Genomic DNA, 14,706 nt, shown 5'->3' with positions numbered 1-14,706 from the left:
CGCGCGCAACTTACGGCGCTTGCGGTGCGGAGCAAGCCTCGTTTTGCGCCCTTTCGATTACGCGGCATTGGGACAGGGCCAGTGCATAGCCGAGGATCGGTGCCGCGCCGTAACCGATCAGTGCGCTGGGATAGTTCGACAGGACCGAGGCGACCGTCAGCCCGAACAGAGATCCGGCCAGCGCGTGACGCACCGGCGTGCGCGCCGCGATGGCGTGGAGCATGATGAAGAAGCTCGCCAGCAGCGCTGCCAGCAGGCCAAGCGCCGCAAGCGGCTGGACCATCGCGCTTTCTACCAGCACGCGCTCGACGAAGGGCTGGGCGGGCAATTCGCCGCGCACCACCATAACGAGGCTGGCGAAGAAGGCCGTCCCCGCGACGACGCCGATCTTCCAGTCGCGGGTGGCGTTGTAGAGGCCGATCGTGGCGAATGTGAGCAGGAAACCGGTGCCCGCGTCAGGCTGGAACGAAGCGGCAAGGATCGCACCGAGCAGGATCGGCGGCGCGTAGTCCTCGTCCCGCGCGGCCAGCAGGACGAGGAGCGGGCCTGCGAACATGCCCGCATGCAGGCTGAGCGGCCCGAGCGGGAGCCAGCGGGCTATGCCGTTGAGGAAGGGACCCGTAGCGAGCGGCAGAAACAGCAGCGCGAGCAGGACCAGCGTGACGATGCGGCGAAGGCGGAGGTGCTTGATCTGCGGCAGGAGGGCGATGACGAGCATCCCCAGCGCAAGGCCAGCCCCGTTTATGGTCACATAGAAACGCGGCGCGTCGAAGAACCAGAGGTAGGCAAGGCCGGCTAGCACCGGGATCGCCAATGCCAGCAGCGCGGGCAGCCTCGGACCCATCAGGGTGCCATCAACCGCACACAAGTGACGGTCTTGTGGATCTGGCCCGCACCGATGATTGCAACGCTGCGGGCCATGATCGTGATCTCCGGCGGATCAGATGTGGATCGGCTTGCCCTGGACCGCCATCGCCGCTTCCTTGATCGCCTCGGCATGCGTCGGGTGGGCGTGGCAGGTGTAGGCGATGTCCTCGCTCGTCGCGCCGAACTCCATCGCCACTGCCGCTTCGGCGATCATGGTGCCTGCAACGCTGGCGATGGCCCAAACGCCTAGCACGCGATCGCTTTCCGCCTCGGCGATGATCTTCACGAAGCCTTCGGGCTCGTGATTGGTCTTGGCGCGGCTGTTGGCCATCATCGGGAACTTGCCGACCTTGATCTTCGCCTTGTCGCCCATCTTGGCGATGGCTTCTTCCTCGGTCAGGCCGACCCCGGCGAATTCGGGAAGGGTGTAGACCACGCCCGGGATGACATCGTGGTTCACGATGCCGGTCTGGCCGGCGATGTTCTCGGCGCAGGCGATGCCTTCATCCTCGGCCTTGTGCGCGAGCATCGGGCCGGGCACCACGTCGCCGATCGCCCACACGCCGTCGACCGCGGTGCGGAAATCGTGGTCGGTTTCGATCTGGCCGCGTTTGTTCACTTCGAGACCGATGTTCTCGAGGCCGAGGCCTTCGGTATTCGGACGGCGACCGATCGAGACCAGCACGCAGTCTGCGTCCAGCGTCGTGGCTTCGCCGCCAGCGGCGGGTTCCAGCGTCAGCGTGGCAGTCTTGCCCTTGACCGTGCAGCCGGTGACCTTCGTCGACAGGCGCAGTTCCAGGCCCTGCTTCTTGAAGATCTTGGCCGCTTCCTTGCGCACATCGTCGTCCATGCCGGGCAACAGCTTGTCGAGATACTCGACCACGATCACTTCCGCGCCGAGGCGGTTCCAGACCGAACCCAGCTCCAGCCCGATCACGCCGCCGCCGATGACGACCATCTTCTTGGGCACGGCGGGCAGTTCGAGCGCGCCGGTGGAATCGACCACGATCTTCTTGTCGTTATCGACCTCGACGCCGGGCAGGGGCGTGACCGAGGAGCCGGTGGCGATGATCACGTTCTTCGCGGTGACCATCTCGTCGCCGACCTTGACCGTGTGCGCATCCTGGAAGGTGGCATGGCCCTGCTTCCAGTCGACCTTGTTCTTCTTGAACAGGAAGGCGACACCCTTGGTCAGACCCTCCACCGCGTCGCGGCGCTGGGCGTGCATCTTGTCGAGGTTGAGCGTCGGCTGCACCTCGATGCCCATGTCGGCCATGGTGCCGTTTGCAGCGGCGTCGAAAAACTCGGACGCGTGCAGCATGGCCTTGGAGGGAATGCAGCCAACGTTGAGGCAGGTGCCGCCCAGCGTCGCGCGGCTTTCCGCACAGGCCGTCTTCAGCCCGAGCTGCGCCGCACGGATCGCGGCGACATAGCCACCCGGGCCAGCGCCGATGACAAGGACGTCATAATCGTATTCAGCCATTTTATCCCTCCGCAGGAACGACGCCGGTGTCGTCCTGCATGCACATTCTCACGACTTCTTCGACCCTATCCGGGTTGATGTCCATCTGGCCATCTGCGGCGAAGTCTTCCTGAAACCTATCGGCGCTGCATTCGCAGGCAGCCCCAATGCGATCTGCCGCAACGCCTGCGTTCGCGGCTATGCCCTGGCACCGCTCTAGATACTGCACGCGAACTTCACCTGCGATTACGTCGCCGGCCACATCGGTCGCGACATCGCATCCCGGAAGAACCACGAGGGCCGCAGCGGCAAGAAACAGGCGGTTCATCGGCATGCTCCTCAAAGGTCGATCAGCATCCGGGTGGGATCTTCGATCGCTTCCTTGATGATCTTGAGTGCGGTGACCGCCTCGCGGCCGTCGATCAGGCGGTGGTCGTAGGACAGGGCGATATACATCATCGGTCGGATGACGATCTCGCCGTTCACGACGACCGGGCGATCCTCGATACGGTGGAGGCCCAGGACGGCGCTCTGCGGCGGATTGATGATCGGGGTCGACATGAGGCTGCCGAAAACGCCGCCGTTGGAGATGGTGAAGGTGCCGCCCTTCATGTCTTCCATCGTCAGCGTGCCGTCCTTGGCGCGCTTGCCGAAGTCCGCGATATCCTTTTCGATCTGAGCGAAGCCCTTGTCCTGCGCGTCGCGGATGACCGGAACGACGAGGCCGTTGGGCGCAGACACGGCGACCGAGATATCGACGTAGTCGTGATAGACGATCTCGTCGCCCTCGATATAGGCGTTGACCGCAGGCACATCCTTCAGCGCAAGGCAGGCGGCTTTGGCGAAAAAGCCCATGAAGCCGAGGCGGATGTCGTGCTTCTTGGCGAACAGATCCTTGTACTTGTTGCGCGCTTCCATGACGGCCGACATGTCGACGTCGTTGAAGGTGGTGAGCAGCGCCGCATTGTCCTGCGCGCCCTTGAGGCGCTTGGCGATAGTCTGGCGCATGCGCGTCATCTTGACGCGTTCCTCGCGGCGTTCGCCGGTTGTTGCTGGTGCCGGAGCCGAAGCCGAAGCCGCGGGTGCGGGAGCCGGAGTGTCGCCCTTGGCCTTGGCCGCAGCGATCACGTCTTCCTTGGTCAGGCGACCGTCCTTGCCCGTGCCCTTGATGGTCGACGGATCGACGCCATGCTCGAGAACCGCGCGGCGTACTGCGGGTGAGAGCGTCTGGGCGCTGTCGGAGCCGACGGCTTCCTTGGCCTGTGCCGGGGCAGCCTTTTCAATTCCGGCATCGGGCGCGGCAGCCTTGGGCTCCTCGCTCTTCGCGCCTGCCGAGGCGCCTTCCTCGATGATCGCGATCACCGAGTCGACTTCGACCGTATCGCCGACCGCGACCTTGAATTCCTTGATCACGCCCGCGACGGGCGAGGGGGCTTCCACCGCAACCTTGTCGGTTTCGAGGCTGATGATCGGTTCATCCACGGCGACCGCATCGCCGACCTGCTTCAGCAGCTCGCCGACGCTGGCTTCGGTGACGCTTTCGCCCAGTGTGGGGACTTTGACTTCGGTGGCCATGTCGTTCGGGTTCCTTCTCTGGCCTTAAATTAGTTGCAGGTCGTGCTGGCGGCGGAATTGTCGCCGTCGTTCAGACCGAGCGCGACATTCACCAGCGCTTCCTGCTGGACCTGGTGGCGGCTGGCATAGCCGGTGGCGGGCGAGGCGGAGACTTCACGGCCGGCGTAGCAGGGGCGCATCCCCGCATGCCCGGCCTTCTCGGCGGCTTCCTCGATCAGGCGATCGACGAAGAACCACGCGCCGTTGTTCTTGGGCTCTTCCTGGCACCAGACGATCTTTTCCAAATTGGTCATGCGCTTCAGGCGCACGGCCAGCGGCTCGCCCGGGAAGGGATAGAGCTGTTCGATCCGGACCACCGAGACGTCCTCCAGTCCCGCCTCGTCGCGGCGCTGCATCAGGTCGTAGGCGACCTTGCCGCTGCACAGCACGAGGCGCTTCACCTTCTCGTCGGCGATTTCGGTCATGTCGGACTTGATCCGCATGAAGTGGTGATCGCCCATGAACTCCTCCGCATCCGACTTCGCCAGCGGATGGCGGAGCAGGCTCTTCGGGGTCATGATGACGAGCGGCTTGCGGAAGCTGCGCAGCATCTGGCGGCGAAGAACGTGGAAATAGTTCGCCGGCGTGGTGATGTTGCACACCTGGATGTTGTCGTTCGCGCACAGCTGCAGGAAGCGCTCGAGCCGTGCGGAGCTATGCTCCGGCCCCTGGCCCTCGTAGCCATGCGGCAGCAGCATCACGAGGCCGTTGGCACGCAGCCACTTGGCTTCGCCTGCGGCGATGAACTGGTCGATCATGATCTGCGCGCCATTGGCGAAATCGCCGAACTGCGCTTCCCACATGACCAGGCTCTTCGGGTCCGCCATGGCGAAACCGTATTCGAAGCCGAGCACGCCGTATTCGGACAGCGGGCTGTCGTAGACCTCGAACTTGCCGTGGGGCAGGGTGGTGAGGGGAATGTACTTGCGCTCGGTTTTTTGGTCGACCCAGACGGCGTGGCGCTGGCTGAAGGTGCCGCGGCCCGAATCCTGGCCGGACAGGCGCACGCCGAAACCTTCGGTGACGAGGCTGCCGAAGGCCAATGCCTCGGCGGTGGCCCAGTCGAAGCCGGTGCCGCTGTCGAACATGTCCTTCTTGGCCTTGAGGACGCGCTCCAGCGTCTTGTGGATGGTCACATCCTCGGGGACGGTGGTGAGCGTGCGGCCGAGGCTGTCGAAGAGCTTCTTCTCGATCGCGGTCTCGACGTTGCGGCGCGCGTTTTCGGGATCGGCTGGCTTGTTCATGCCCGCCCAGCGGCCGCCGAACCAGTCGGCCTCGTTGGGCTTGTAGTCCTTCGCCGCCGCGAATTCCTCCTCGAGGTGGGTGTCGAACTCCTTGCGGAGCTGGTCGACATAGCCCTTGTCGATCACGCCCTCTTCCTCGAGGCGCGCGGCATAGATCTCGCTTACGCGCGGATGCTGGCGGATCGCGTCATACATCAGCGGCTGCGTGAATTTCGGCTCGTCGCCCTCGTTGTGCCCGAAGCGGCGATAGCACCACATGTCGATCACGATGTCGCGGCCGAAGACCTGGCGGTATTCGACGGCGAGCTTGCAGGCGAAGGTCACGGCTTCCGGATCGTCGCCGTTGACATGGAGGATCGGCGCCTGGACGCCCTTGGCGACGTCCGAAGGATAGGGCGAAGAGCGCGCGAACTGCGGGCTCGTCGTGAAGCCGATCTGGTTATTGATGACGAAGTGCAGGCAACCGCCGGTGTTGTAACCGCGCACGCCGGAAAAGCCGAGGCACTCCCACACGATGCCCTGGCCGGCAAAGGCCGCGTCGCCGTGAAGCAGCACGGGCAGGACCTGCTCATGCTTCTTGAGGTCGTCGCGGATCGCCTGCTGGGCGCGGGTCTTGCCGAGCACTACCGGGTTCACCGCCTCGAGGTGCGAGGGGTTGGGCACGAGGCTCATGTGCACGTCGATGCCGTCGAATTCGCGGTCGGTGCTGGTACCGAGGTGGTACTTCACGTCGCCTGAGCCGCCCACATCGTCGGGGTTGGCGCTGCCACCCGAGAATTCGTGGAAGATGACCTTGTAGGGCTTGCCCATGACGTTCGCGAGCACGTTCAGGCGGCCGCGGTGGGCCATGCCGTAGATGATCTCGCGCACGCCGAGCTGGCCGCCGTACTTGATCACGGCTTCGAGCGCCGGGATCATGGATTCGCCGCCGTCGAGGCCGAAGCGCTTGGTGCCGACGTATTTCTTGCCGAGGAACTTCTCGTATTCCTCGCCGCGAACCACGGCGGCGAGGATGGCGCGCTTGCCTTCCTCGGTGAACTGGATCGTGTCTTCGGGAGTTTCGAACTTGTCCTGGAGGAAGCGGCGCTCCTCCGTGTCCGAGATGTGCATGTATTCGAGGCCGACGTCGCCGCAGTAGGTCGCGCGCAGGGCGTCGTAGAGTTCGCGCACGGTGACCCATTCGAAGCCGAACACGCCGCCGACATAGACCTCGCGGTCGAGCTGGCCGGCAAAGCCGTGCCATTCGAGCGTCAGGTCCTCGGGCACGTCGCGATGCGACAGGCCGAGCGGGTCGAGATTGGCGGCAAGGTGGCCGCGCACGCGATAGAGCCGCACCAGCAGCATGGCGCGGATGCTGTCGTCCGCAGCCTGCTCAAGCGCTTTCTGGTCGAGCTGCTTGCCCGCCTTGGCAGCTGCCTGCTGAACCACCATCCGCATCTGCGTGGGGTCGAGCGCGGCGGTCAGGTCCGCCTCGCTGTCGACCACCTCGGCCAGCCAGCGGGGATTGCCCCAGCTCGGGCCCTGCTGCGGGCCTTCCTGGTCGCCCAGTTCGGGCAGGAAATCGTGGCTCTCGTTACCCATCGGGTCCCTTTCGCGCCGACCCTTGTGCCGGCTCATATTGCCAATGCTTCGACAGCGCGGAAGGCTCCCGGGGAGGAGACGGCCTGTCCGCGTGTGTCGGTCAGGCGAGTTCTTTCAGCAGCGCATCGAGCGTGGTGCCGAGCTCGCTGGGCGACGGCGACACGCGGATGCCCGCCTTTTCCATCGCCGCGATCTTGTCTTCCGCGCCGCCCTGGCCGCCCGAAACGATCGCTCCGGCATGGCCCATGCGGCGGCCCGGAGGCGCCGTGCGGCCGGCGATGAAACCGACCATCGGCTTCTGGACGCCCTTCTTCGCCTGATGGGCGATGAATTCGGCGGCTTCTTCCTCGGCGCTGCCGCCGATTTCGCCGATCATGATGATCGACTTGGTTTCGTCGTCCTTGAGGAAGAGGTCGAGCACGTCGATGAAGTTAGTGCCGTTGACCGGATCGCCGCCGATGCCGACCGCGGTGGTCTGCCCCAGGCCGACCATGGTGGTCTGGTGGACGGCTTCATAGGTCAGCGTGCCCGAGCGGGAGACGACGCCGACGCTGCCCTTCTTGAAGATCGAACCCGGCATGATGCCGATCTTGCATTCGCCGGGCGTCAGCACGCCGGGACAATTCGGGCCGATGAGGCGCGACTTCGAGCCCGACAGCGCGCGCTTCACGCGGACCATATCGAGCACCGGAATGCCTTCCGTGATTGCCACAATCAGTTCGACCTCGGCATCGATCGCCTCGAGGATCGAATCCGCAGCAAACGGCGGCGGAACGTAGATGCACGATGCGGTCGCACCGGTCGCGTGCTTGGCTTCGGCGACGGTGTTGTAGACCGGCAGGCCGATGTGCTCGGTGCCGCCCTTGCCGGGGGTAACGCCGGCGACCATCTGCGTGCCGTATGCGAGCGCCTGCTGCGTGTGGAACGTGCCGGTGTCGCCGGTCATGCCCTGGGTGATGACCTTGGTGTCCTTGTCGACGAGGATGCTCACGCGTGCCTCTCCTTATGCAAATGTGAAATCTGGAAGATCAGGCGAGCGAGCTGTCGAGTGCCTTGCAGGCGTCGAGCAGTTCCTCGACCGCGTCGGTCGAGACCTTGAGGTTGGCCTTTTCCTCGTCCGAGAGTTCGATCTCGATCACTTCCTCGGTGCCGCCCGCGCCGATGACGGTCGGCACGCCCACATAGAGGCCGTCGAGGCCGTACTTGCCTTCGACGTAGCTGGCGCAGGGCAGGATGCGCTTCTGGTCGCCGAGATAGGCTTCGGCCATCGCGATCGCGCTGGTGGCGGGCGCGTAATATGCCGAGCCGTTGCCGAGCAGGGCGACGATCTCGCCGCCGCCCGCGCGGGTGCGCTTGACGATCTCGTCGATGCGGTCGGCCGACACGCCCTTGATCTTGGCGTAGTCGTTGACCGGGATGCCGTTGATCGTGGTGTAGCTGGTGACCGGAACCATCGTGTCGCCGTGGCCGCCGAGGACGAAGGCGTTCACGTCCTTGACCGAGCAGCCGAATTCCCACGCGAGGAACGTGGCGAAGCGCGCGCTGTCGAGCACGCCGGCCATGCCGACGACCATGTTGTGCGGCAGGCCGCTGAATTCGCGCAGCGCCCAGACCATCGCGTCGAGCGGGTTGGTGATGCAGATCACGAAGGCGTCGGGGCAGTTGTTCTTGATGCCCTCGCCAACCGCTTTCATCACCTTGAGGTTGATGCCGAGCAGGTCGTCGCGGCTCATGCCGGGCTTGCGCGGCACGCCGGCGGTAACGATCACAACGTCGGCACCGGCGATGTCGGCATAGTCGTTGGTGCCGGTGATCTTCGCGTCGAAGCCTTCGATCGGGCCGCACTGGCTGAGGTCCAGCGCCTTGCCCTGCGGCATGCCTTCGGCAATGTCGAACAGGACGATGTCGCCCATTTCCTTCTTCGCGGCGAGATGGGCGAGGGTGCCGCCGATCATGCCGGAGCCGATGAGCGCGATCTTCTTGCGTGCCATGTGAGGGAAGGTCCTTGTCCTGTCGCGGGACCGATCATGAAACACACAGACCGAAAGTGGGCCGCGCCGTAAGTGTCCCGCGAAGGCGGCACGGCACCCGGTCGATTGCGAGTGCGACCTAGGCCCGCGCGCACGCGATTGCAACCGGCAATCGCCCAGCCTGTGAAACTATCTTTGCAAGTAGTTCGCAATAGCAATAAGGGAGTTCGGACATGCATCGCGGAGGCGATCACGCCCCGTTCGAACGCCTCAATGCTTCATTGGTTTCAGTAGATCAGCGCGCAGTCGCTGTTGAGGCGGCGATCCATCGTCTCAGCCAGGCGCCGGTCGAGCGCACGGCAGACGCCGAGCCACCAGTCGTAGCCCGTGCTGTCCCCGGCGAAATGCGCCTGTTCCGCCTGTCGGCGCGCTTCCTGTGCGGCGCCCATGCCGTGCTCGGCGAAGTGCTTGAGCGCAGCGCGCATCATCGTGTCGAACGAGCCTGCCTGCGCGGCGCATTCCGCGGCATCGCCATTGTCGTTCGCGGCATTGGCATGCGCCTTGCGGGCCAGCGCGCGGGCGATCGGCGAATGGGCGGTCGATCGTGCGGCGGCGAAATGAACGGACATGCCGTGGCTCCTGAAGGCTTTATGGGGGCGTCCGGTGAACGCCAAACCTTTCTAGTGCGGCGACGCTAAGTATCTGTTCCGTATCATGGTTGTGAAGATGTAAACGGCGGGCACTTGGCGCGCCTCAGTCCTTCTTGCCCGGATCGCGGATCCAGCGGCCGCTATTGGCATATTCATCGCGAACGCGGCCGGATTGCGGAAGATTGTCGGTCTTCGCCGGTGGTGAGGCAGCTGCTGGCGCACCCACCGGTGTGTCTGGCTTGTTGTCAACGCCGAGGGCAGAATTCGGCGGCGGGACGGCGAGCGGTGCAGGGCTGCCGGTCGTGTCGGCAACGCTCTGCGCGCGCGCCGCAGCACCAGGCTCGATGCCTGCATAGCCATCGGTAAAGGCGCCCGCCTGCCCGGCGCGGCCTTTCCAGCGGTAGAACCGGTGGGCGCCGATGGTGCGGATATAGTCGAGGCTGGCCGCCCAATAGGGATTCACGTAATTGGTGTGATAATGGGTCGCGAGGCCGATGGGCCTGTAAACGCTGCCCGCCAGCGCACCCAGCGCGACCGATTGTGCCCGTGCCCAGCTTGCGCGCGAGGGCGTGCGCCGCATCGACCCGTCGCAGGTGAAGGAGAACTGGCAGCCGGTCTTGCGCTCCGATCCCTGGAACACGACGCCGCACACGCTGGCCGGATAGGCCGGATGCGCCACGCGGTTCAGCACCACCTGCGCGACGGCTTGCTGGCCCTCGTAGCTTTCGCTCGCCGCCTCGTAATAGACCGCCATGGAGAGGCATTGCAGCGCCCGCGCCTTGTCTAGCCCGCCGCCCGACTGGCGGAACGCTTGTGCGGCCGCGCCGGCCCCGTGGCTCTCTGCGAATGCGACCGTTTCGAGCGTGCCTTCTTCCTGGCGAAGTTCGGAAAGATCGGTGGCGAGGCGCGGTGCGTCCTCGAGGAAATAGAAAGCCGAGCCGGGGAAGCTTTCGCCGGCGGTCTCGAACGGCATGGGCGTGAGCGCGACGCGTTCGTCCTCAAGCCCCATGGCGCTGCGCAGGCCTTCGCCCAACTCGGACTGCGCGGCATAGGTGGGCACAGCGATGGCGAGGCCGAGCACGCCAAGCCGGGCCGCGAGCTGGCGGCGGCTGCGCTTCAGCTCGGCCCGGCGCGCGGCGCGCGGCATGGCGGCGCGCGCGCTGCGTGCCTGCCTCCTACCGTCGCTGTCAGCCATGCTGGCCAATCCGTGCCGTCCTTTCGCGCGCCATATATCGCAAGATCGACCCGAGCGGGAGAGCCCGGGACGCGCGGTCCCGCGCAGGGACGCTGCTCGCCGCGCCTCTTAACAGGCCAATACTTAACGCAAACCCCATCTTGTGCGCTGCAAAAACGCGCGGTAGGGGAAACCTCGCGTCATGGGTTGGCCTGTTCGCGCAGGCCCGAAGAGGGAAGGAGGTGCAAACCCTCCGCTGCCCCCGCAACTGTGACCGGGGAGGCCTGTTCCATCATGCCACTGTCCGACAAGGGCGGGAAGGCGGGGCGAGGCCGGCGATCCGGGAGCCAGGAGACCTGCCTGTGCGTGTCGTTCGGCCGCGGGCGGGGTGTACCGATGGCAAACGTGGAGGCGAGCAATTCCGCTCCTTCCCGTCATGAGCGACGCATCGCTTTTGATGGGAGTGAGAATACGTGCTCAGAAGTCTTTTTTTTGCCAGCGCTGCGCTGGCTTTTCCTGCCACCGCATCTGCGCAGCAGACCCGGGATGTGTACGGGCCGGTCACCGGCCCCGAATGCGTCGACGATGTCTGCCTGACGATCGGCTACCGCGAGAAGGTACCCGATGAACAGATTACGGTCACTGCCAACGGCCTCGGCACCGACATCGGCAATACCGGCCAGGTGGTCACCATCATCGACCGTGACGAGATCGAGAGCGTGCAGGGGCCGGATGCCACGCGCGTCCTTCAGCGCACACCCGGCCTCTCGCTCACGCGCAATGGCGGCGTGGGCGGCTTCACCGGCGTCAGCATTCGCGGCGCGAATTCGGAACAGCTGCTGGTGCTGGTCGACGGGGTGAAGGTGAACGATCCCTCCTCGCCCTCGGGCGGGTTCGATTTCGGCAACCTCCTGCTCGGCACGGCGGGCAAGTTCGACATATTGCGCGGCTCGAACAGCACGATCTGGGGATCGGACGCGATTGGCGGCGTGGTCGACGTGTCCACCCGTGGCAAGAGCGGGCTGGCAGGCAATGTCGAATATGGATCGCGCGATACGCTCTATGCCAGCGCGGTCGGCGGGATCGATGGCGATCGCTATTTCGTCGGTCTCACCGGCTCCTTCTACACGTCGGATGGCTTCTCGGCTGCGGCGTCGGGGACCGAGCTCGACGGGTTCGAGCAGGTCGCGCTGGGCGGATCGGCATTCGTCGATGTCACCGACAATCTCGAAGTCTTCGCCCATGCCAACTGGAGCGAGGGCACGCTCGATATCGACGGCTTTCCGCCGCCGACCTACGCGCTGGCCGATACGCTGGAGACGCAGGAAACCCGCCGCCACTGGGGCGACGTCGGCTTTGCGTATTACGGCAACGACCTGACCCTGCGCGCCGCGTACAGCCTTTCGGACACCGAACGCGACAATCTCGACGAGACCGGCGCGGTTACCTTCGCGGGCGACGGCCATTCCGAGCGCGTCCAGCTGCGCGGCGAATACCGCGCCATCGGCCCGGTCACCGTCGCTTTCGGCGCCGAGCACGAGTGGAGCGATTACGAGACCACTTTCGACACGCCTGCCGAAGTCGAAATCTCCGGCGCCTACGTCCAGCTCGGCTTCGCGCTCGGCCGGTTTGCCGCGCATATCGGATCGCGCGTCGACGATCACGAGCTGTTCGGCACCAATGGCAGCTATGGCGCGGACCTCTCCTATGGCCTCGGCAACGGCTGGCGCATCCGTGCGAGCCTGGGCGAAGGCTTCAAGGCGCCGACGCTGTTTCAGCTGCGCAGCTTCTACGGCAACACCGACCTGCGTCCGGAGGAAAGCACGAGCGTCGATTTCGGCGTCGAGAAGGGCGAGCGGGGGCGCGGCACGCATGTCGCGCTGACCGCCTTCCGCCGCGACACCAGCGATCTCATCAACTTCGCATTCAGCGCGGCACGGCCGTTCGGCTTCTACGACAATGTCGCCCGCGTGCGGGCGCAAGGCTTCGAAGCGGAAGCCGGCTTTGCCGTCACCGGCGCGCTGCGCGTCTCGGGCGTGTTCTCCTATGTCGACGCGGAGGACCGGACGACCGGCTTGGACCTTGCTCGCAGGCCGCGCCATTTCGGCACGCTGTTCGCGGACTGGGTGGCGCCCTTCGGCCTGAAGCTGGGCGCCGACCTGCGCTTTGCGGGCGAAAGCTTCGAGAATGCGTCGAACACCGTCGCGCTCGACGGCTACGAAGTGCTCGACCTGCGGGCAGCCTTGCCTCTCGGTGAGGGCTTCGAGGTGTATGGCCGCGTAGAGAACGTGTTCGACGCCGACTACCGTACTGCACTCGGCTACGCTTCGCCGGGCACGGGGGCATTCGTCGGGGTGAGGGCGAGCATGTGATCCGGCTGCTGCCCGCACTGGCCCTCCTGCTCGCCGGATGTGCGGGCGAGGAGCCGGTGCGGGAGACCTCTGCCGGGCGCCCCACTATCGTCAGCCTCAACCCCTGCACCGACGCGATCCTGGCCGAGGTCACCGCGCCGGGCCAGCTGCTCGCGATCTCGCACTACAGCAAGGACCCGCGCGCGACCTCGATGGAGGCCGAGGTGGCCGCGCGCTATCGCGCAACCGGCGGAACGGTCGAGGAAGTGCTCGCGCTCGCCCCCGATGTGGTGGTGGCGAGCAGCTTCATCGCCCCGGCGACACGGGCGGCGCTGGAAGATCTCGGGCTGGAGGTCGTCACCTTCGGCGCGGCGAGCACGGTCGGGGAGAGCGAGGCGCAGGTCCGCGAACTTGCCGCGCTGGCGGGCGATCCCGACCCGGGCGAGGCGCTGGTCGCGCGGATCGACCGCTCGCTGGCGGCTGCCCGTGCCGAGGGCTCGGCGGTGGAGGCGGCGCTCTGGCAGCCGGGCGGGATCGTGCCGGGCGAGCAATCGCTGGTCGGCGACCTGCTGAGCCGGACCGGATTTGCGAGCTACAGCGCGGTGCGCGGCATGGCGCAGGCAGACTACCTTTCGCTCGAACAGGTCGTCGCCGACCCGCCCGAGGTGCTGCTGGTGGCAGGCAGCGAGACGGGGCAGGCCCATCCGGTGCTCGGCACGCTGCCGCAGATGCGCCGCGAAAGCTTCGACACGCGCCTGCTCTATTGCGGCGGGCCGACGATCATCCGCGCGGCGCAGCGGCTGGCCGAGATCCGGCGAAGCGCATCGTGAACCGGGCCGTCGCCATCTTCGCCGCGCTGCTGGCGCTGGCCCTCCCGCTCTCGCTGCTGGCGGGGCGCGTCTGGCTCGATCCGGCCGGCACGCCCAATGCGGCGGTGATCCTCGCCGAACTGCGCCTGCCGCGCGCCGTGCTGGCGATCATCGTCGGGGCGGGGCTGGGGGCTTCCGGGGCCGCCATGCAGGGTTACCTGCGCAATCCGCTTGCCGATCCGGGCCTGTTCGGCATCGCGCCCGGCGCGGCGCTGGGGGCGGTGGTGGCGCTGTGGTTCGGCTATACCGTGTCGCCCTGGCTCTTGCCGCTGTTCGCGCTGATCGGCGCGGGCGGAGCGATGGCGCTGCTGGCGGCGATTGCCGGACGGACAGGTGGCATTGCGCTGTTCACGCTTGCCGGCCTGATGGTCGCGAGCCTCGCCGGGGCGCTCACCGCGCTGGCGATCAGCATGGCGCCGAATGCCTTTGCGATGAGCGAGATCGTGATGTGGCTCAACGGCGCGCTGACCGACCGCAGCTGGCGTGAGGTGTGGATCGCCGCGCCGCTGGTGGCGCTCGGCGTGCTGCTGCTGTGGCGCAGCGGCAGATCGCTCGATGCGCTGACGCTGGGCGAGCCGGTCGCGCGCTCGCTTGGCGTCAATCCCGCCGCGCTTTTGTGGCTGCTGATCGCCGGGGTCGGGCTAACGGTCGGTGCGGGGGTAGCGGTTGCGGGCATCATCGGGTTCGTCGGGCTGATCGTCCCGCATCTCGTCCGCCCTCTGACCGACCGGCGTCCCTCGCAGCTCATCCTGCCGAGTGCGCTGGCAGGAGCACTGCTGGTGCTGGTGGCGGACTGCGTGGTTCGCATCCTGCCGCTGGTGACCGAGCTCCGCCTCGGGATCGCGCTGAGCCTCCTCGGGGCGCCCTTCTTCCTGTGGCTGCTGCTGCGCATGCGCAGGGGACTGGCATGAACCTGTCTGCCCA

Annotated in this window: 12 protein-coding genes and 1 riboswitch; of the genes, 3 read left to right on the top strand and 9 right to left on the bottom strand. The window is 66.2% G+C overall.

What is annotated here, in order from left to right:
• Positions 1-10 precede the first annotated feature (10 nt).
• The 9 genes from K3172_RS11505 to K3172_RS11465 form a co-directional block, all read right to left on the bottom strand.
• On the bottom strand, positions 11-844 hold the full coding sequence (locus K3172_RS11505; RefSeq protein WP_221590164.1) for a hypothetical protein: 834 nt from the start codon (positions 842-844) through the stop codon (positions 11-13).
• A gap of 96 nt (positions 845-940) precedes the next feature.
• Complete coding sequence (gene lpdA / locus K3172_RS11500; protein WP_221590162.1) at positions 941-2,350, bottom strand: dihydrolipoyl dehydrogenase; 1,410 nt, start codon at positions 2,348-2,350, stop codon at positions 941-943.
• A gap of 1 nt (position 2,351) precedes the next feature.
• Positions 2,352-2,657, bottom strand: a complete 306-nt coding sequence (locus K3172_RS11495) for a hypothetical protein (RefSeq protein WP_221590160.1) — start codon at positions 2,655-2,657, stop codon at positions 2,352-2,354.
• An 11-nt stretch (positions 2,658-2,668) separates the two neighbouring features.
• Positions 2,669-3,904: a 2-oxoglutarate dehydrogenase complex dihydrolipoyllysine-residue succinyltransferase gene (odhB, locus tag K3172_RS11490; protein WP_221590158.1), complete on the bottom strand. Its 1,236-nt coding sequence runs from the start codon at positions 3,902-3,904 to the stop codon at positions 2,669-2,671.
• A 29-nt stretch (positions 3,905-3,933) separates the two neighbouring features.
• Positions 3,934-6,768, bottom strand: coding sequence for a 2-oxoglutarate dehydrogenase E1 component (locus K3172_RS11485; RefSeq protein ID WP_221591153.1), 2,835 nt, complete (start codon positions 6,766-6,768; stop codon positions 3,934-3,936).
• A 100-nt stretch (positions 6,769-6,868) separates the two neighbouring features.
• On the bottom strand, positions 6,869-7,759 hold the full coding sequence (gene sucD / locus K3172_RS11480) for a succinate--CoA ligase subunit alpha (RefSeq protein WP_221590156.1): 891 nt from the start codon (positions 7,757-7,759) through the stop codon (positions 6,869-6,871).
• Positions 7,760-7,796: 37 nt separating this feature from the next.
• A complete protein-coding gene (gene mdh / locus K3172_RS11475; protein ID WP_221590154.1) occupies positions 7,797-8,759 on the bottom strand; it encodes a malate dehydrogenase in 963 nt (320 codons plus the stop codon).
• A gap of 266 nt (positions 8,760-9,025) precedes the next feature.
• Positions 9,026-9,367, bottom strand: a complete 342-nt coding sequence (locus tag K3172_RS11470) for a hypothetical protein (RefSeq protein WP_221590152.1) — start codon at positions 9,365-9,367, stop codon at positions 9,026-9,028.
• Positions 9,368-9,491: 124 nt separating this feature from the next.
• On the bottom strand, positions 9,492-10,583 hold the full coding sequence (locus K3172_RS11465; protein WP_221590150.1) for a cell wall hydrolase: 1,092 nt from the start codon (positions 10,581-10,583) through the stop codon (positions 9,492-9,494).
• Positions 10,584-10,749: 166 nt separating this feature from the next.
• A riboswitch (cobalamin riboswitch) is annotated at positions 10,750-10,940 on the top strand.
• A 170-nt stretch (positions 10,941-11,110) separates the two neighbouring features.
• Between K3172_RS11465 and K3172_RS11460 the strand changes: the two genes are divergently transcribed.
• Genes K3172_RS11460 through K3172_RS11450 form a run of 3 tightly spaced genes read left to right on the top strand, consistent with a single transcriptional unit; the run spans position 11,111 to position 14,693 of the window.
• Positions 11,111-12,934 (top strand): TonB-dependent receptor plug domain-containing protein, encoded by a 1,824-nt coding sequence (locus K3172_RS11460; RefSeq protein WP_345725651.1) that lies wholly within the window; start codon positions 11,111-11,113, stop codon positions 12,932-12,934.
• The gene (locus K3172_RS11455; protein WP_221590148.1) at positions 12,931-13,743 is read left to right on the top strand and encodes an ABC transporter substrate-binding protein; all 813 of its coding nucleotides are present in this window, start codon (positions 12,931-12,933) and stop codon (positions 13,741-13,743) included. Before K3172_RS11460 ends, K3172_RS11455 begins: the two co-directional genes overlap by 4 nt.
• Positions 13,740-14,693 carry a FecCD family ABC transporter permease gene (locus K3172_RS11450; protein WP_221590147.1) on the top strand — a complete coding sequence of 318 codons (954 nt, stop codon included), beginning with the start codon at positions 13,740-13,742 and terminating at the stop codon, positions 14,691-14,693. Before K3172_RS11455 ends, K3172_RS11450 begins: the two co-directional genes overlap by 4 nt.
• Positions 14,694-14,706 lie beyond the last annotated feature (13 nt).

It is taken from the genome of Qipengyuania proteolytica, assembly GCF_019711565.1.
Lineage (GTDB): Bacteria > Pseudomonadota > Alphaproteobacteria > Sphingomonadales > Sphingomonadaceae > Qipengyuania > Qipengyuania proteolytica.
Note: the sequence above shows the minus strand (reverse complement) of the source record. Positions and strands in the feature narration are given on the sequence as shown.